The 17,930-nt window shown below is 71.8% G+C and carries 16 protein-coding genes and 1 riboswitch; of the genes, 12 read left to right on the top strand and 4 right to left on the bottom strand.

Annotated elements, in window-relative coordinates; all coding sequences use genetic code 11:
* Positions 1 to 2 precede the first annotated feature (2 nt).
* Together ASF94_RS20090 and ASF94_RS20085 are read left to right on the top strand one after the other, a co-directional pair.
* On the top strand, positions 3 to 572 hold the full coding sequence (locus ASF94_RS20090) for a hemerythrin domain-containing protein (RefSeq protein WP_056670868.1): 570 nt from the start codon (positions 3 to 5) through the stop codon (positions 570 to 572).
* A 97-nt stretch (positions 573 to 669) separates the two neighbouring features.
* A complete protein-coding gene (locus ASF94_RS20085) occupies positions 670 to 1,413 on the top strand; it encodes a Fic family protein (protein WP_056670865.1) in 744 nt (247 codons plus the stop codon).
* Between the two features lie 57 nt (positions 1,414 to 1,470).
* On the opposite strand, the gene ASF94_RS20080 is transcribed toward ASF94_RS20085, so the two are convergent.
* The 3 genes from ASF94_RS20080 to ASF94_RS20070 form a co-directional block, all read right to left on the bottom strand.
* Positions 1,471 to 1,773, bottom strand: a complete 303-nt coding sequence (locus ASF94_RS20080) for a DUF3567 domain-containing protein (RefSeq protein WP_056670862.1) — start codon at positions 1,771 to 1,773, stop codon at positions 1,471 to 1,473.
* A 341-nt stretch (positions 1,774 to 2,114) separates the two neighbouring features.
* Positions 2,115 to 3,398 carry a DUF3108 domain-containing protein gene (locus ASF94_RS20075; protein ID WP_056670859.1) on the bottom strand — a complete coding sequence of 428 codons (1,284 nt, stop codon included), beginning with the start codon at positions 3,396 to 3,398 and terminating at the stop codon, positions 2,115 to 2,117.
* A 51-nt stretch (positions 3,399 to 3,449) separates the two neighbouring features.
* Entirely contained in the window at positions 3,450 to 4,247 is a 798-nt protein-coding gene (locus tag ASF94_RS20070) for an IclR family transcriptional regulator (protein ID WP_056671129.1), read from the bottom strand.
* Between the two features lie 106 nt (positions 4,248 to 4,353).
* Between ASF94_RS20070 and ASF94_RS20065 the strand changes: the two genes are divergently transcribed.
* The 10 genes from ASF94_RS20065 to ASF94_RS20020 all read left to right on the top strand — a co-directional run bounded on the left by ASF94_RS20065 (position 4,354) and on the right by ASF94_RS20020 (position 15,527).
* The gene (locus ASF94_RS20065; RefSeq protein WP_056670855.1) at positions 4,354 to 5,364 is read left to right on the top strand and encodes a fumarylacetoacetate hydrolase family protein; all 1,011 of its coding nucleotides are present in this window, start codon (positions 4,354 to 4,356) and stop codon (positions 5,362 to 5,364) included.
* Positions 5,361 to 6,455 (top strand): TraB/GumN family protein, encoded by a 1,095-nt coding sequence (locus tag ASF94_RS20060; RefSeq protein WP_056670852.1) that lies wholly within the window; start codon positions 5,361 to 5,363, stop codon positions 6,453 to 6,455. The genes ASF94_RS20065 and ASF94_RS20060 overlap by 4 nt, the downstream gene beginning before the upstream one ends.
* Before the next feature lie 90 nt (positions 6,456 to 6,545).
* Positions 6,546 to 7,523 (top strand): tripartite tricarboxylate transporter substrate binding protein, encoded by a 978-nt coding sequence (locus ASF94_RS20055; RefSeq protein WP_056670848.1) that lies wholly within the window; start codon positions 6,546 to 6,548, stop codon positions 7,521 to 7,523.
* A gap of 306 nt (positions 7,524 to 7,829) precedes the next feature.
* Positions 7,830 to 7,921: riboswitch (TPP riboswitch) on the top strand.
* Between the two features lie 91 nt (positions 7,922 to 8,012).
* Positions 8,013 to 9,101: a long-chain-fatty-acid--CoA ligase gene (locus ASF94_RS20050; RefSeq protein WP_056670846.1), complete on the top strand. Its 1,089-nt coding sequence runs from the start codon at positions 8,013 to 8,015 to the stop codon at positions 9,099 to 9,101.
* Positions 9,098 to 10,582 (top strand): acyl-CoA reductase, encoded by a 1,485-nt coding sequence (locus ASF94_RS20045; protein ID WP_056670843.1) that lies wholly within the window; start codon positions 9,098 to 9,100, stop codon positions 10,580 to 10,582. Before ASF94_RS20050 ends, ASF94_RS20045 begins: the two co-directional genes overlap by 4 nt.
* Positions 10,572 to 11,390: an ABC transporter ATP-binding protein gene (locus ASF94_RS20040; protein ID WP_056670840.1), complete on the top strand. Its 819-nt coding sequence runs from the start codon at positions 10,572 to 10,574 to the stop codon at positions 11,388 to 11,390. The genes ASF94_RS20045 and ASF94_RS20040 overlap by 11 nt, the downstream gene beginning before the upstream one ends.
* Entirely contained in the window at positions 11,387 to 12,181 is a 795-nt protein-coding gene (locus ASF94_RS20035) for an ABC transporter permease (RefSeq protein ID WP_056670837.1), read from the top strand. Before ASF94_RS20040 ends, ASF94_RS20035 begins: the two co-directional genes overlap by 4 nt.
* 42 nt (positions 12,182 to 12,223) lie before the next feature.
* Positions 12,224 to 13,234, top strand: coding sequence for an ABC transporter substrate-binding protein (locus ASF94_RS20030; RefSeq protein WP_056670834.1), 1,011 nt, complete (start codon positions 12,224 to 12,226; stop codon positions 13,232 to 13,234).
* A 31-nt stretch (positions 13,235 to 13,265) separates the two neighbouring features.
* On the top strand, positions 13,266 to 14,039 hold the full coding sequence (locus ASF94_RS20025) for an SDR family oxidoreductase (RefSeq protein WP_056670831.1): 774 nt from the start codon (positions 13,266 to 13,268) through the stop codon (positions 14,037 to 14,039).
* A 204-nt stretch (positions 14,040 to 14,243) separates the two neighbouring features.
* Positions 14,244 to 15,527 (top strand): DUF2254 domain-containing protein, encoded by a 1,284-nt coding sequence (locus ASF94_RS20020; RefSeq protein ID WP_056670828.1) that lies wholly within the window; start codon positions 14,244 to 14,246, stop codon positions 15,525 to 15,527.
* A gap of 113 nt (positions 15,528 to 15,640) precedes the next feature.
* On the opposite strand, the gene ASF94_RS20015 is transcribed toward ASF94_RS20020, so the two are convergent.
* The gene (locus ASF94_RS20015; protein ID WP_200933165.1) at positions 15,641 to 17,920 is read right to left on the bottom strand and encodes a hypothetical protein; all 2,280 of its coding nucleotides are present in this window, start codon (positions 17,918 to 17,920) and stop codon (positions 15,641 to 15,643) included.
* Between the last annotated feature and the right edge of the window lie 10 nt (positions 17,921 to 17,930).

Raw genomic sequence — 17,930 nt, 5'->3', positions numbered from 1 at the left:
CCATGACCTCACGCGCCGCGCTGCCCGGCCTGCGCTCGCCCGCCGTGGGGTTCGAGCAGCCGTTCGAGATGCTCGGCGCCTGCCACGAACGCATCGGGCGCTCGCTCGACCTGCTGGCGCGGCTCTGCACCCAAGCGCGCGCGCACGGAGCGGACGAGGCGGGGCGCGACGCCGCGCGCGACGTGCTGCGCTACTTCGACATCGCCGCGCCCCTGCACCACGGCGACGAGGAGCGCCACGTCTTCCCGCTCCTGCTGGCCCGCGCCGCCGCCCACCCTGGCGACGTCGCGGCGGCCGAAATGGCCGCCCTGGTGGCGCGGTTGCAGCGCGACCACGTCGCCATGGCGGCGGCCTGGGCCCAGGCCCGGGTGCCCCTGGCGGCTTGGGCGGCCGGCGATCTGGCGGCCTTCGAGCCAGCGCACCTGGCGGCCTTCGACGGCTTCATCGCCCTCCACGCCGACCACCTTCGCCGCGAAGACGAGGTGGTCTACCCGGCCAGTCGGGCACTGCTGTCGGCCGAGGCGGTGCAGGCCATGGGGCGCGAGATGGCGCGGAGCCGGGGTGTCAGCTGAAATTGCTATCAAAGAGATAGCTGTTTGCGCTCGTGAATCAAGCGCCGAAGCCTGATCGGGGTCGTGGAAAGTTGCCGGCCGTGCTGGATTTCCTGCCATGCTTGAACCGGATCGCACCGTGCGCGAGGCGCTCGACTATGTGCAGCGCAACTTCCTGCATGAAATGACCACCAAGCATCCGCAGTCGGCCGAGGCCACCCGGATCTGGAATGTTCCTTTCGCGGCGCTGGAGGAAGCCCTGGTGAATGCGGTGTACCACCGGAGCCACGAGATTCCGGAGCCGGTGGAAGTGCGCATCAGCCCCGACGAGGTGACGATCCTGAGCTTTCCAGGCCCGGACCGATCCGTGCGGCTGCAGGACCTGCAGACCGGCCGTGCAGTCAGCCGGCGATACCGCAATCGCCGCATCGGTGAGTTCCTCAAAGAACTCAAGCTCACGGAAGGCCGGGCCACCGGCATTCCGAAAATTCTCAAGGCGATGCGCATGAATGGATCGCCAGAGCCCGCGTTCGAAACCGACGACGAGCGTTCATCATTTGTGGTGCGATTGCCGGTACACCTTTCGGCGCGTCAAAAGACTCTGGTCACCGCGGAAGTCACCGCGGAAGTCGATCGACTGCTGCGGGTGTTGGAGGGGGACCTGTCGCGTGCAGACCTGCAAGCGGCATTGGGGCTCAAGCATGCGGAGCACTTCCGTCAGGCGTATCTGCTCCCGGCGCTGGCGCAAGGGTGGGTGGAGATGACCATGCCCGACAAGCCGAAAAGCAGGAACCAGCGGTACCGGCTCACGGCTTCGGGGGTGAGCCGGGCATCGCGGCGCGGGAGTGGGCACGGCGCCTGACGGCGGCGTCGCTGGGGTGGCTGGGCCGCAGCCGGTGCGGCCTCGGCGCGGCAAGGCTCAATGCACGACGACAGGGTTCTGCGCCAGACCCACGTAGCCGTCCAGCGTGTCGTCCACCTCTTCCTGCGTGGGCGTGTCGCGCTGCCAGGCGAGGATCTGTTCCTGGAACATCTCGGCCCAGGAGCCGTCGAGGTACACCTCCTTGCCGGAGCGTTTGTCCACGATCTCGAAGCCGTGGCGGGCGAGTTGGGGGGCGAGGATCGACGCGGCGGCCGCGGACGCGCCGGCTGCGGGTGTGTCGGCAGCGTCCGGCTGCATGTGGACCACCACGAACGATTCAGAGTCGTAGAGCATGTGCATGGCGTTCCTCCCTAGTGTGCTGTGCATTGCATTCACGAAAAGCCGCTGGCCGGTCAGGGCCAATTGCAAATTCCGTACCACTCAGATGGCAGCCCTGGGGCGGACTTCAAGTCCGGCCTGCAACGCACTGCCAGCCGATTCGTGCCTCCAGGCAGACAGGCTGGCTGGCTGGCTGGCGTTTCCGACTCGCGAGCGTCACGTTTCCAGGTGCTGCGTGAACACAGTATTTCACGGAAAAGCGGGCGCTCCGGGCTCGCGCGGATTTTGTTTGCGGGCGTTCGGCGCGACGTCCGACGTGGCCCCGGCGCGAGGCGCCCTGGCCGGCAGGGCCTGCACGCTCCTCAGGGCGAATCGCGGTCGCGCAGCGCGAGGTCGGCGAAGTCGCCGTTGGACTGGGTGAGCCGGATGCGCACCGGCAGGTAGCCCATCTGCGTACCCAGCCAGAGCTCGGCCTTCTGGTCGCGCTCGCGGTCGCTGCGGGGCAGGCGCTGCAGCTTGAGCGCCGGGGTCTGGCCGATGGGCAGTTCCAGTGTCTCGGGGCCTTCCACGGTGAAGGTCCAGCGGTCGGCGTTGCGCGCACCCACCGTGGTCAGGGTGATCTGCGTGCCGGGCGGATAGCGGTCGGGTGCGGCGGCCAGCAGCGCGCCGAGCTGGATGAACACGCTGAGCCGGTCCTGTGCGCCGGGGCCGATGGGGGCGCTGGGCGTGTTGGCGCTGAAGGTGGCGACGTGGTTGTCCTGGTCGAAATGCGCGGCCTGCTCGCTTCGGGAGCGGTCACCGAAGCGTATCGGCTGCAGCCCCTCGGAGGTGAGGCGCCCAGTGCTGGTCTGCGACCGGGAGCCGAGCAGGAAGGCCTTGACCTCCTGGCGGGCTTCATACGTGGCGCCCAGATTGCGCCACAGCAGCTCGGCGTTCGCGTTGTAGTGAAAGCGCTTGGCTTCGCCCGTGACCTCGAAGCGCAGGCGCGCCGACGCGGGCAGGCGCACGGGCGGCGCATCCGCGTCGGCGCGGGGGCGGGCGCTGCCCGGCGCCTGGATGGTGACGCCGGCGCGGGTTTCGGGCTCGGCGGGTGGGTCCGCCGCCGCAGTCGCGGACGGCGCCGAGGCGGCAAGCGCAGGGCCGGACGCCGCGGCCCCGGGCGCGGCGGCGCCCGCCATCGTGGCCGATTCCGCGTCGGCAGGCAGCGGGGGCATGGCGTCGGCTGCGGCCGGACGGGTGGAGGCGTCTGCATCCGGCGCGGGGGAGGGCGCGGGGGAGGGCGCGGGGGATGGCACGGGTGGGGCCGTGGTGGCCGAGGGTGCTTCGGCGTCGGTGTCGGCGGTTACGTCGGGCGCAGACGGGCGGGCCGCCTTGGCCGCCGGCGGCTTCGGCGCGGGGGCTGCCGCGCGCTTCACAGCGGGTGGGGTCTTGGCTGGAGAGGGCGAAGGCAAGGGCTTTGGTGCGGAGGGCGGCGAAGGCGTTGGCGTTGGCGGGGGCGCAGGCGGCGGCTCCACCATCCGCGTCTGGAACGCCAGCCGCTGCGGCGCGGCACCCGCCGCTGCGCCACCCAGGGGCAGGTGGCGCAGCGCCAGCAGGTGCAGCGCCAGCACGGCACACACCAAGGCCAGAAGCACGCGGCGGGGCATGGCGGTTGCGCTGTGGATGACTCGGTGGCCCGATGGCTCGCCTGCGCCAGGCTAGCGCGGCGCCGCGCTGGCGCCCGCACCGCCCAGGTCGCTGGACAGGCGCAGCGCGGCTTGCTGCAGGGGCGCGTGCACGGCGCCGTCCCAGGCGGGGTCGAAGGTGGCGATGGAGCCCAGCGTGGTGATGCCCAGCGCCAGGTGGCCATCCGCATCGAACACCGGCGCGCAGAACGCCACGATGCCGGGCAGCAGCGTATCGACCACCCGCGCGCAGTGGCGCTCGCGCACTTCGCGCAGCAGCGCGTCCACGGCGGCGGTATCGGTGGGCAGGTCGGTGCGGCCCAGGCGGGCGGCATGCTGCAGTTCTTCCTGCACCAGCGCGGCGGTGGCCTCGCGCGGCAGGTAGGCGGCAAAGCAGCGGCCGGTGGCGGACGACAGCAGCGGCATCACATCGCCCAGCCGCAGGTTGGCGGTGACGGCCTGGGGCGACTCTTCCCAGTGCACGATGGTCGGCCCCCGGTTGCCCCACACGGCCAGCGCCAGCGTGTGGCCCACGGCCTCCATCAGCGCGGGCATGCGTTCCCGCGCCAGCTTGACGGCGTCCAGCCGGGCCAGCGAGGCCAGGCCGAGCTTGAGCGCGGCCGGTCCCAGGTCGTAGCGGGCGGTGCGCGCGTCCTGCACCACCAGGCCCAGCCGCTGGAAGCTCACCAGGTAGCGGTGCGCCTTGGCCGCGCTCATCCCGGCGGTGGCGGCCAGGTCCTTGAGCATCAGGGGGCCGCGCGCGCGGGTCAGCCCGTCCAGCAGCGCGAACCCCACTTCCACCGACTGAATGCCGGCCCGTTCCTTGTCCATCTGCATTAGAATTTGCGAGTTCTGTTTAGTTAAATCAATTCACCCATTCGTAATTCGTGCCCGGCAGCGGCCGGCCACGGCGATCGGAGACAAGGAGCGCACAGCGATGAAACTCGCCACCTACAAGGATGGTTCCCGTGACGGCCAGCTGGTGGTCGTGTCCCGCGATCTGGGTTCGGCCCATTATGCGACCGGCATCGCAACCCGCCTGCAGCAGGTGCTGGACGACTGGAACTTCCTGTCGCCGCAGCTGCAGGACCTGTACGACCAGCTCAACGCCGGCCGCGCACGGCATGCGTTTCCGTTCGACCCGGCCCAGTGCATGGCACCGCTGCCGCGCGCCTACCAGTGGGCCGACGGCTCCGCTTACATCAACCACGTCGAACTGGTGCGAAAAGCGCGCAACTCCGAAGTGCCCGAGAGTTTCTACACCGACCCGCTGATGTACCAGGGCGGCAGCGACGACTTCATCGGCCCGTGCGACAACGTGGTCGTGCCCAGCGAGGCCATGGGCATCGACTTCGAGGCCGAGATCGCCGTCGTCACCGGCGACGTGAAGATGGGCGCCACGCCCGAGCAGGCGCTGGACGGCATCCGCCTGGTGATGATTGCCAACGACGTGTCGCTGCGCAACCTGATCCCGGCCGAACTGGCCAAGGGCTTCGGCTTCTTCCAGTCCAAGCCCGCCACGGCGTTCAGCCCGGTCGCCGTCACGCTCGATGAGCTGGGCAGCGCCTGGCAGGGCGGCCGGCTGCACCTGACGATCGAATCGACCTGGAACGGCCGCAAGGTCGGCCAGTGCGAGGCGGGGCCAGAGATGACCTTCCACTTCGGCCAGCTCATCGCCCACATCGCCAAGACGCGCAACGTGCGCGCCGGCTCCATCGTCGGCAGCGGCACGGTCAGCAATCAGGGCGTGGAGCAGGGTGGGCGCATGGTCTGGCCCAAGGGCTACAGCTGCATCGCCGAACAGCGCTGCATCGAGACCATCCAGAACGGCAAGCCCAGCACCGAATTCATGAAGTTCGGCGACACCATCCGCATCGAGATGAAGAACGCCGCGGGCCAGAGCCTGTTCGGCGCCATCGACCAGACCATCGCCGAGCCCGGCGCATGACCGCCCGCGCGCGCCGCGCGCTGCACCGGCTGCGTGCCTGGGCCTGCTGCGCCCTGGCCTGGCCGGTGCTGGCCCTGGCGCAGCCGGCGCTCGCCGTGCCGTCCCCGCCGGCCCCGCCGTCCGCGGGCGCCGGCTGCCCGCCCGCCGCAGTTCCGCTCGACCCGGCCACCATCCCCCAGGGGCTGCGCGCGGCGCGCGACCGCGGCGCCCTCTGGCGCGTGGAGCAGGGCGGGCGCACCAGCTGGCTCTACGGCACGGTGCACGCCGCCTACCGCGACTGGATGCTCCCAGGCCCCACCGTGCTGGCGGCGGTGCGCGCCAGCGATGTCGTCGCGCTCGAACTCGACCCGCTCGACCCCGCCATCGCCCAGGCGCTGCAGGCGGCGATGCGCCAGCCCCCCGGTGCGCCGCCCCTGCCGCCTGCCCTGGCGCAGCGCCTGCACGCACAGGCCGTGGCCGCCTGTGCCGCCGATGCGCTGGCGCCGCTGCGCCCGGAAATGCAGGTCGCCGCGCTGTCGGTGATGGCAGGGCGGCGGGACGGCATCGACCCTGCCTATGGCACCGACCTGGTGCTCGCCGGGCTGGCCCGCGGCCTGCGCCTGCCCGTGCTGTCGCTGGAAACACCGCAACTGCAAATAGCGGCGCTGTCGGCCGGCGAACTGCCGGGCGAATCGGCGCAAGCGGTCGATTCAGGACTGCGCGCGCTGGAAGCCGGCCACGCCCGGGACAGCCTGCGCACGCTGGTGCAGGCCTGGGCCGATGGCCGCACCGCGCTGCTGGCCACCTATGCCCAGTGGTGCGACTGCATGGACAGCCCCGCCGACCGCGCAGCCTTCGAGCGCGTGGTGACCGCGCGCAACCCCGCACTGGCGGCGTCGATCGCCGCCCGCCACCGCAGCGGCAGCCGCGTGTTCGCCGCAGTCGGCGCGCTGCACATGGTGGGCGCTGACGGCTTGCCCGCGCTGCTGGCGGCGCAGGGCTTTCGCGTGGAGCGGGTGCGGTTCGAGGCGGCGCCCCCGGCCGCGCAAGGCCGAGCCCCGGCCCGCGCCGGGGCCACGGAATCCGAGCCAAAAGTGCCTCTGGCGCCCTGAAATCAAGGGCATGAAGCTATCAAAAGAATGGCAAACGCCATTCGCTGAATCCAGCGTCCACCCACCCCATCCTTCAGGAGACATCACCCCATGCAACGCAGACAGCTTCTCCAGAGCGCCCTGGCACTGGCCGGCGCCAGCGCCGCACCCTGGGCCTTCGCCCAGTCCGACTACCCCCACCAGCCCATCCGCTGGGTGGTGCCGTACCCGGCCGGCGGCGGCACCGACGTGCTGGCCCGCACGGTGGCCGAAGCGCTGCGCGGCCCGCTGGGCCAGCAGATCGTGGTGGACAACCGGCCCGGCGCCTCCACCAACATCGGCGCGCAGCTGGTGGCCACCGCCAAGCCCGACGGCTACACGCTGATGTCGGCCGACAACGCCCTGCTTGCCTTCAACGAGCACCTGTTCAGCAAACTGCCCTTCCACCCGGAAAAGGACTTCACCTACATCGGGGGCCTGAGCCGCTTTCCGCTGGCGCTGGTGGTGAACCCGGCGTTCGAGGCGAAGACGCTGAAGGACTTCCTGGCCTATGCGCGCGCCAACCCGGGCAAGCTGAACTACGCATCGCCCGGCAACGGGTCGCCGCACCACCTGGCGATGGAGATGTTCAAGCACCGCACCAAGACCTTCCTCACCCACATCCCCTACCGCGGCGCAGCCCCTGCGCTGCAGGACGTGATGGGCGGGCAGGTGCCCTGCATGTTCCTCGACCTGGCGGCCGGGCTGCCGGTGATCCAGGCCGGCAAGGTGCGCGCGCTCGCCATCGGCGCGGCCCAGCGGGTGGCCGCGCTGCCCGACGTGCCCACCCTGGCCGAGGCCGGCGTGCCCGACACCGAGGTCTACGCCTTCCAGGGCGTGGTGGCGCCGGCCGGCCTGCCCGCGCCCATCACGCAACGGCTCAATGCCGAGATCAACCGCGCCCTGGCCGCGCCCGACGTGGTGCGCCGCATGAAGGACTTCGGCATGGAAGCGCTGCCCGGCACGCCCGAGCAGTTCCGCGCCATGGCCCGGGCCGAATCGAAGCGCTGGGGCGAGATCATCCGCGCGGCCGGTGTGAAGCTGGATTGAGAGGGCAGCACCCCCCTGAGCCGCTGCGCGGCTTCCCTCCGCTCTCGCCACGCTGCGCGTGGCGGGCAGGGGGACGACGCCGGTGGCCGGGCGAAGCCCGTTCCACGGCGTCTGCTGGCGTGGCCTGCTCCGCGGCCATCGGATGGGGGAGGCTGCGCCGGTTTCTGGGGCCGTGGGCACGGGCCGGATGTTGAACGGCCTGTACGTCGCTGCGAAGTGGTTTGAGGCTCCGTAGGGGCGAGCGGTGGTGGCGCTCCGGCGGGCATGCCCCACGCGATGCGGCACCGCGCCCGCCCGGTTAAGATCCCGCACGCTCCGGGGTGCACTGACGTGCTGAGATCCACACCCGAGAACTTGAACCGGGTCATGCCGGCGGAAGAAGAGCTTCAACCCCCCACCCCCGCGCCACCGTGCGCGCCCGGATCCGGCGGGGCGGGCGACCTTCGGAGCATCCACCCAGATCACCCCCAGGTCACCCAAGGAAGCCCCATGGACAAGGTCGCCCCGCTGGTCGCGGACATCCTCGCCTTCATCGCCATGCCCGGTGGTTGCACGGACAGCCAGTTCGACGCGCTCGCGCTGCGCCTCTTCGCCCACCAGTACGGCGCCAACGCCGCCTACCGCACCTTCTCCCAGCGCCGGGGCGCCACGCTGCGCAGCGTGCAGCGCTGGAGCGACATTCCGGCCGTGCCCATCGACGCCTTCAAGGCGATGGAGCTGCGGTCCGAGCCCGCCTCGCCCACCGAGCGCGTGTTCATGACCAGCGGCACCACGCGCGGCGGCGACACGCGCGGGCGGCACTTCCACCCCCGGCTCGACGTGTACGACCTATCCATGCAGCGCCACTTCGCCGAGCGCTTCATGCGCGGCGCCGAGCGCCTGCCGATGGGCATCCTCTTCCCGGACGAAGACCTCATGCCGAACTCGTCGCTGGCGCACTACCTGGCGCTCGCCAAAAGCCGCTTCGGCAGCCCGGGCAGCCGCCACTTCGTCGATGCGCGCGGGATCGACCTGGCCGGCCTCTGGCAGGCGCTGGAGGCGGCCGAGCGCACCGGCCAGCCCTATGCGCTGCTGGGCGCCAGCTACAGCTTCGTGCATGTGATGGACGCGCTGCACGCGCAGGGCCGGCGCTTTCGCCTGCCGCCCGGCAGCCGGCTGCTGGACACCGGCGGCTACAAGGGCCAGTCGCGCGAGCTGCCGCTGGATGCGTTCTACGAAGCGCTGTCCGAGGCGCTGGGCGTGCCGCGCAGTGAGTGCATCAACATGTACGGCATGACCGAGCTGAGCACCCAGTTCTATGACGATGGCAATGCCGTGGTGCCGTCGGTCAAGTCGGGCCCGCACTGGATCCGCTCGCGCCTGGTCGACCCCGCCACGGGCCGGGACGTGCCACCCGGCGAGCGCGGCATCCTGGTGCATTGCGACCTGGCCAACTACAACGCCGTCACCACCATCCTGACCGAGGACGTGGGCCTGGCTGCCGAGGGCGGCTTCCTGCTGCTGGGCCGCGCCGAGGGCGCGCAGGCCAAGGGCTGCTCGCTGGCCGTGGAGGAATTCGTGCGGGCCGCGTCGGCATGACCCCGCCCGGCATGCAGCCCGTGCGGGCCGGCTACCTGCCGGGCATCGATCCGGCGGAGGTCGACTGGCAGCTGCTGTGCTTCGACCACGCCGCCACGCCGCTGCAGGTCGCCGTGCCGGTGCTGACCGCCGCGCAGATGGACGCGCTGGCAGCCCGCGTGCGGCAGGCCGCCGCCCTGCATCTGCGGCCCATGCCGGTGGCGCAGGTCATCGACGTGATCGACCGCGCCATCGTCCGGCTGCTCGACCGCGCCGGGCCCTGGCGCCGCCAGGCCGAGGCGCTGCTGCCCGTCGTGAGCGGCTACGACGCCGAGATGGTGCGGCTGGGGCTGACCGGTTTCTTCAAGACCTTCCGCGCCCCGCAGCTGCGCCGCTTCGTGGCGGAAGACTTCGCCAACCCGCTGCTGCTCGATGGCTTCCAGCCTGCCGCGAAGGGCGGCGCGGTACGCGCCTTCGGCCCCGACCTGCTGGTGCACAGCTGGGCCGGCAACGTGCCCGCGCTGGCGCTCTGGAGCTTCGTCTGCGGGCTGCTGGTCAAGGCCGGCAACATCGGCAAGCTGCCCAGCGCCGAGCCGCTCTTTGCCGGCTGGTTCGCCCAGCTGCTGGCCGAGGAGCACCCGCCGCTGGCCGATTGCTTCGCCGTGGTCTGGTGGAAGGGCGCGGGCGGCGAGGACGCCGACGCCCTCTACGCGCAGGCCGACACGGTGCTGGCCTATGGCGGCAACGACGCGCTGGACGCCATCCGCCGCCGCCTGCCCGTCACCACGCGTTTTCTGCCCCACGGGCACAAACTGGGCTTCGGCCTGGTCAGCGCCGGCGCGCTCGATACGCTCAAGGCCCCGCCGCTGGCGCGCCTGGCCGCATGGGACGTGATGCGCTACGACCAGCAGGGCTGCTATTCGCCGCATGTGTTCTACGTGCAGCGCGGCGGTGCGGTGTCGCCGCGCGCCTTCGCCGACTACCTGGCCGCCGAGCTGGCCAACCTGCACCGGCGCTTCCCGCGCCGGCCGCTGCCGGTCGATGAAGCCGCCGCCGTCGCGCACTGGCGCCAGGCCATCGAATGGAAGGCGCTGTCGGCCGCACCCGGCGCGCCGCCCGGGGCGCAGCTGATCGGCGCGCCTGCCGATGCCTGGAGCGTCGCCTACGGCGAGACGCTCGGGCCGCTTTCGCCCACCGCGCTGCAGCGCACCGTGCAGGTGGTGGCCGTGGATGCGCTGGACGACGTGCTGCCGGTGGTCGCCCGGCACAAGCCCTTTTTGCAGAGCGCCGGCGTGGCCGCCGCGCCCGAGGAGCTGTACCGGCTGGCCGCGCTGCTGGGCGCGGCCGGCGTCACCCGCATCAGCGCCATCGGCGCCATGAGCACGCCCGAGGCCGGCTGGCACCACGACGGCCGCTTCAACCTGCTCGACCTGGTGCGCATGGTGGAGATCGAAGCCTCGGCGGAGACCGCCGCCGACCCGTTCGCGCCCTATGCCGACTGACACCTTCCTCCACGCGCTGCCTGCCGGTGCGGCTGAGGCCGGCCCGGCGGGCGCCGCGTTCCTCGACATCGACGACGCCGTGTTCGCCTACCCCGGCCGCCCGCCGGTGGTGGACGGCGTGCGCTGGCGCGTCGGCGCGGGCGAGGTCCACTGCCTGGTGGGCCGCAGCGGCTGCGGCAAGACCACGCTGCTGCAGCTGGCCGCCGGGCTGCTGCGCCCGCAGGCGGGCTGCGTGCGGATGCAGGGCCGGGAGGTGCTGGCGCCCGGCCCGCAGCTGGGCTTCATGTTCCAGGCCCCCACGCTGCTCGACTGGCAGCCGGTGACCGACAACGTGCTGCTGCCCGTGTCGCTGCAACGCCGGCCCACGGCGGCCGACCATGCGCGCGCGCAGGGGCTGCTGGCCCAGCTGGGCCTGGCGGGGCAGGGGCAGCGCCATCCGCGCCAGCTGTCGGGCGGGCAGCAGAGCCGCGTCGCCCTGGCCCGCGCGCTCATCCTCGAGCCCGCGCTGCTGCTGCTCGACGAACCGTTCGCCGCGCTCGACGCCATCACCCGCGCCGAGCTGCAGGACGACCTGCTGCGCACCTGCCGCCAGCGCGGCACCACCGTGCTGTTCGTCACGCACGACATCACCGAAGCCGTGTACCTGGGCGACCGCATCGCCGTGATGGCGGCCGGCCGGGTGGCGGGTGACATCGCCGTCGATCTGCCCATCCCGCGCACGCAGTCGCTGCGCCATGACGTTCCCTTCAACCGGCTCTGCGCACTGGTGCAGGCCAGCATGCTCGCGGCGGGCGGAGGTGCCGCATGACCGGCCGCCGGCCGCCGCACACCGCCGCCGCATCCGCCTGGCCGGCCCGCGCGCTGGGCGCCGTGCTGTGCCTGGCGCTGCTGGCCGCCTGGGAGGCGCTGGCGCGGCGTTCGGGGCTGTCGGCCCTGGTGCTGCCCGCGCCCAGCGCGGTGGCGGCGTCGCTCTGGGCCGGCCTGCGCAGCGGCTACTTCACGCCGCATGTGGCGGCCACGTTGTCCGCGCTGGGCCTGGGGCTGGCGGGCGGCGGCGTCGCCGGCCTGCTGATGGGCGCGCTGCTGGCGGAGTCGCCCTGGGCCGAGCGCGTGCTGCGGCCCTATGTGGTGCTGAGCCAGGTCACGCCCAAGCTGGCGCTCGCGCCGCTCTTCGTGCTGTGGTTCGGCTTCGGCATGGCCTCCACCGCGCTGATCACCGGGCTGATCTGCTTCTTCCCGCTGATGGAGAACACGCTCACCGGCCTGAAGCAGGCCGACCCGCAGCGCCTGCAGCTCTTTCGCATGCTGGGCGCCACGCGCTGGCAGACCCTGCTGCGGCTGAAGCTGCCCGTGGCCTTGCCGACCGTGCTGGCGGGCCTGCGCATGGCCGTGGTGCTGGCGCTGGTGGGCGCGGTGGTGGGCGAATTCATCGGCGCCAGCCGGGGGCTGGGCGCCGTCATCATCGCCTCGCAGGGGTCGATGGACACGGCCCTGATGTTCGCCGCGCTGGTGCTCATCGCGGTGATCGGGCTCTTGCTCTACCAGGCCACGCTGCTCGTCGAGCGGCTGCTGCTGCGGCCCTACACCGCTGTCTCCTGATTCCTTTCTGCTTCTTCTTCCTCTTCCCAACCCAAGACGACCATGGCAAGCCCTTCCCACCTTTCGCGCCGCGCGCTGCTCGCCGCCTCCGCCGCCCTGGCCGGCGGCCCCTTCGCCGCGCCCGCCGCCTGGGCCCAGCCGCAGGTGCGCGGCAAGGTCACCGTGGCCGGCTGGAGCAAGCCCATCAGCGAGATCACCAACCTGCTGGCCGAACCCGACAAGGGCTTCTTCAAGGCACAGGGCGTGGAAGTCGCCTATCTGCCCGGCGCAGGCGGCGGCGACGCCATCCGCAACACGCTGAGCGGCCAGGGCGATGTGGCGTTCACCGACCCGGGCTCGTTCTTCATGGCGCTCGACAAGGGCGAGAAGCTGGTCGCGCTCTACGACATCTATCCGCAGAACGTGTTCAACGTGGTGTCGCTCCCTTCCGCCCGCATCCGCACCCCGGCCGACCTAAAGGGCAAGCGCATCGGCGTCTACAGCCTCTCCAGCGGCACGCGGCAGAACCTGCTGGTGATGCTGCACCAGGCCGGCCTGAAGGAATCGGACGTGACCATCGTCGTCACCGGCCTGCTCAACTTCGCGCCGCTGCTGCAGGGCCAGGTGGACGCCACCGCCGCCACCGACACGGGCCTGGCCGTGGGCCGGCGCAAGGGCCTGGGCGAGGTGAACGTGCTGCAGGTGCGCGACTACCTGAACGTCTCCAGCGACCTGTTCGTGGTGCGCCAGGACGTGTTGCAGGCCAGGAAGGCGCTGCTGCGGGCGTTTCTGAAGGGCTGGCGCGACAGCGCCGCCTGGATGATCGGCCAGCCCGAGGAAGCCGCCGCGCTGGCCGTGAAGCACGCCATCGACGGCACGCAGCCGGACATCAACCTGGAGGTGATCCGCCTGCGCAACGCCGCCGCGCAGCCGGCCACGCCCGGGCAGCCGCTGGGCAGCATCCACCTGGCGTCGCTGCAAAAGGGCGCTGACGCCTACCATGCGCTCGGCCTGGTGCAGCGGCCGATCCGCGTGGCGGACGTGGTGGACGCCAGCCTGCTGCCCTCCGCCTGACCCCGGCCACCTCTCCAGCAAAGGCCCGCGCATGACCGGCAAGTTCCAAGGCCAGATCGTTCTCGTCACCGGCGCCAGCCGGGGCATCGGCGCGGCCATCGCGCGGGCGTTCGCGCAGGAGGGCGCCACGGTGGTCGTCAACCACCTGGCCAACGATGCGGCGGCCGCCGACACGGTGGCGGCCTGCCGCGCCGCCGGCGGCGACGCCTGGGCCGTCAAGGCCGACGTCGGCGACCCGCAGGCCGTGCGCGCCATGGTCGATGCCATCCTGCTGGAGGCCGGGCGCATCGACGTGGTCGTCAACAACGCCTTCCGGCCCTACACGTTCGACCCGCGCCGCCGCACCCTGTTCGGCGACCTGCAGTGGGGCGACTACCAGGCGCAGTTCGGTGGCGCGGTGGGCGCCGCCTTCCATGTCTGCCAGGCCGTGCTGCCGCAGATGCGCCAGCAGGCGCGCGGCTGCATCGTCAACGTCGCCACCAACCTGGTCGACAACCCGGTGGTGCCGTACCACGACTACACCACGGCCAAGGCCGCGCTGGTGGCGTTCAGCCGCAACCTGGCGGTCGAACTCGGGCCGCTCGGCATCCGCGTGAACTGCGTGGCGCCGGGGCTGGTCTATCCCACGCAGGCCAGCCAGTCCACCCCCGAGGCGTTCCGCGAATCGCTCACCGCCGCCACGCCCCTGCGGCGCATCGCCCGGCCGGAGGACATCGCCGGGCCGGTGCTGTTCCTCGCCTCGGACTGGAGCGGCTTCATGACCGGGCAGGTGCTGTTCGTGGACGGGGGGCTGGTGATGCGCTAGGCGTGGGGCCACGCAGCCCTCGTCGCTCCGCCCCCCGGGCCCGGCATCGCCTGACCCCGTCGCCACGGGGTTTCGGCCCGGTCTGCCGACGGGGCCGGTTCTGCCTGCAGCGCCTGGCCGGGCCATCGCTTTCCGGCCTCCGCCTACAGCCCCGCGCGACGCAGGTGTGCCGCGAGGCCGCCCGCTTGCGCCATAGTCGGCGCCATGTCCGAAAAGCTCGTCTTCATGCTGCAGCGCCTGGCGCGCAAGACCTGGGTGCGCTGCTCGCTCTTCGCCGTGCTGGCCTGCGCGGCCGTCATGCTGTCGACCTGGGCGGGGCCGTACATCCCCGACGGCGTGGCGCTCGACCTGGGCTCCGACGCGCTGGAGAGCCTGCTCAACATCCTCGCGTCCAGCATGCTCACGGTGTCGATCTTCTCGGCCAGCACCATGGTCGCCTCGTTCGCGGCGGTGGCCAACAGCGCCACGCCGCGTGCCTCGCAGCTGCTCATCGAAGACTCCACCGTGCAGAACACGCTGGCGGTGTTCATCGGCGCATTCCTCTACAGCGTGATCGCGCTGGTCGGCCTGCACGCGCATGTGTATGGCGACGGCGGGCGGCTGGTGCTGTTCGGCTTCACGCTCGTGATCCTGCTGGTGGTGGTGGTCGTGCTGCTGCGCTGGATCGACTATCTCTCGGTGCTCGGTCGCCTGGGCGAGACCATGAACCGGCTGGAGCGCGTGACCCGCAAGGCCATCGACCAGCGCCTGGAGAAGCCCTTCCTCGGCGGCCGGCGCCAGCAGCCGGACGAGCGCGGCGCGCATGCCGTGCGCAGCGACACCACCGGCTTCGTGCAGCATGTGTCGATGGACCTGCTGCAGGCGCAGGCGAAGGCCCTGGAGACCACGCTGCATGTGCACGTGCTGCCCGGTGCCTTCGTGGCGCCGGACACCGTCATCGCCAGCGCGGACGTCCCGCTGGACGCTGACGCGCAGCAGGCCCTGCGGGACGCCGTGCTGATCGGCGACGGCCGCACCTTCGACCACGACCCGCGCTTCGGCTTCGTGGTGATGGGCGAGGTCGCCGCGCGTGCCATGTCCGCATCCATCAACGACCCCGGCACCGCCCTGGGTGTGATGGCCACCGCCTTGCGCACGCTGGGCTACTGGGCGCAGCAGACCCGGGCGCAGCCCGAAGAGGGCCGGCCCGTCACGTTCGACCGCGTGAGTGCGCCCGCGCTGCGCCATGGCGGCATGGTGGAAGACGTGTTCGAGCCGCTGGCCCGCTATGCCGCGGGCTCGGTCGAAGTGGGGGTGGCGCTGCAGCGGGCGCTGCGCTCGGTGGCTGCGCTGCACCCGAGCTTGGCACCCGCCAGCGACCGGCTGTCGGCCTATGCGCTGGAGCGGGCGGCTGGCGCGGCGCTCTGTGGCTCCGACATGGCGGCCCTGCGCTCGGCTGCCGGCGCGGACGAGCGCCCCGCCCACCCTGGTGCTGGCACGCAGATCTGAAGCGAAAATGGCCTGCAGCGCCCGTATTACAAAGGTTTTAAGCTATAAAAATAATAGCTTTATGGGTTTGAACGGCGCCCCGCGACCCGCGGGCCGGCGAGGGCTGTTGGCGGCTAGAAGCTGATCGACCGCCAGGCCCAGAACGACGCCGCGCCCAGCGCCAGCACCACCGCGCCGCCCACCAGCCAGCCACGGCGCGGCTCGGCAAAGGGGTCGTCCAGCAAACGGCGCGCATTGGGCGGCACATGGGCCGTCTGCGACAGCGAGCCGCCCAGCCGCGTGTTGATGCGCATGCGGCCGTTGATGGCCCAGCCGCTCGCGTCCAGGATCGGCCCCAGGCTGCGCTGGCGCAGCTTCAGCCAGGCGATCAGCATGCTCGGGCCGGAGATGGCCAGCACGATGCCCGCCAGCGCGAGCGGGATCCACGGCCCCAGGTCGACGAACTTGGCGAACACGCCCACCAGCACCGCGCTGATGCTGCCCAGCGCGACGCCGATGGCGGCCACCGTGCCCACGTCGGTGCGCCGCATGCCGGTCTCGGGCGCCGGCGTGGCGGCGGGCGCTGCGGCGGCGTTGGCGGCGAGCGGCATGTTCGCCAGGCTGCTGGCCTTGGTGCCCAGCGACTTCTGCACCAGCGTGTCGCTGGCGGCGGCGCGCTTGGCCACCTGTTCTTCGATCACCCGCAGGAATTTCTTGTAGGGCGAGAAGAACGCCTGCGCGATGCTGGTGGGGTTCTCGATCACCTTGGTGATGGTGGCGTCCCAGTCGTGGCCCTGGCGGTCGTAGAAAACGCCGTTGCGGCCGACGAAGAGAAAGTCCACGTCGCCCGCCGTGAAGGCGGCGACGATGGTCATCTTCTCCACCCCCTTCTGGCCGCCGTGACGGGTGCACGCGCAGTAGGCCAGATAGGTCTTGGCAAGGCCGGCCAGCTTGGCGTGGGCGGCGGCATCGGGCACCTGCACGGTCAGCTCGCAGCTGCGCGCATCCAGGTACAGCGTGCCGGCCTGGAAGATGGCGCCGCGCCGCTGGTAGAACGAGGAGAACGACACGAAGTTGTTCAGCAGCACCAGCAGGTCGCGCTTGAAGCGCAGCAGCTTCTCCAGGCCCAGCGTGGAATCGTTGTGCGCCTTCTCGGCTTCGTCCTGGTCGATGAGCGCCATCACCCGCTGCTCCGCATCGCCTTCCAGCACCTGCGCGAACAGCGCCTCGCCTTCGATGGAGGAGAGCGGCGTGGCGGGCTTGGCGGCCAGCCGTTCCTGGCAGGGCGCCACGGCGTCCTTCAGCTGCTGCCACTGCGCCTCGGTCAGGCTGTCGAAGCTCTCGCCCAGCAGGGGTGCCACCGCCTTGGCGCGCAGCGCCGCCAGCGCCGCCGTCCAGGCCGGGTTCACGCCCCGCGTGAGCGGCAGCACGCCGTTCATGCCCACGGCCGACACCGGCGCGATGGGCAGCGCAGCAATCGCTTCGGACGCGAGCGACAGTTCGTGCCCGGCGCCCAGCGCGGCATATTCCTGCTGGGTGGGGTTGAGCGCCGCGGCCGCGCGCATGTCGTAGGCGGCCAGGCGGCTGCGGGCGAAGAAGTCGTCGACCTTCTGGCGCACCTTGTTCACGGCCTGCGTGGCGGCCATGGTGCGCTCGCCCAGCGGCAGGTCGGCGGTGGCCTCGCGCGCTGCCTGGTGCCAGGCGCGCAGCTTGGCCACATCGGCGAAGAAGGCCTCGGCGAGCTTGCGGTTCACGCCGTCGGGTTCGTCGTCCACGGCCGGCACGCTGCCGTGCGTCTGCATGATCCAGCGCAGCGTCTGGCGCGCCAGCGCGTCGTCGCCGGCGGCCTCGGGGCTGACCACGCCGTCGCCGTTGAAGCGCTGCGCGCTCAGGTGCGCGCTGCGCTCCAGCACGTCGGCCAGCGTCAGCGTGTCGGCGTCGGGCCGGCCGGCCAGCGTGAGGATGCGCCGGGCCTGCGCATGCAGCGCGGCGCCTTCCTCGGTGCCGGTGGCCAGCGCCGTGAGTTGCATCGCGTCGCCCGGGCGGGCCAGTTCCTCGGGGTCGGCCAGCACGCTGCAGGCCCATGCGCAGGCGGCCAGCAGTTCCGGCGGGCGGATGCGCGCGTCCTTGTCGGTGTCGATCAGGTCCAGCGTGCGGGTGTCGAACTCGATGCCGCGCGTCGGGCAGGCCAGCGCTACCCAGAGCTTCTGGTCCAGCTCGGCCAGATGCGCGATGTCCTGGCCGGACCGGATGATGACCTGGTCCACACCGCCCGCACGGAAGAACTGCCAGCGGTAGGCACCGGCGGCTGCCGGGTCGCCTACGGGCTGCGGCGCCGCAGCGGGCCGGGACGCGGCGCCGGTGGGCGCGTCAGACGGGGTGGGGGCGGGCTGGACGTTCTGGGCAGTGGGCATCGGACGGATG

The sequence above is a fragment of the Acidovorax sp. Leaf160 genome (assembly GCF_001424265.1).
Classification (GTDB): Bacteria; Pseudomonadota; Gammaproteobacteria; order Burkholderiales; family Burkholderiaceae_C; genus Paracidovorax.
Note: the sequence above shows the minus strand (reverse complement) of the source record. Positions and strands in the feature narration are given on the sequence as shown.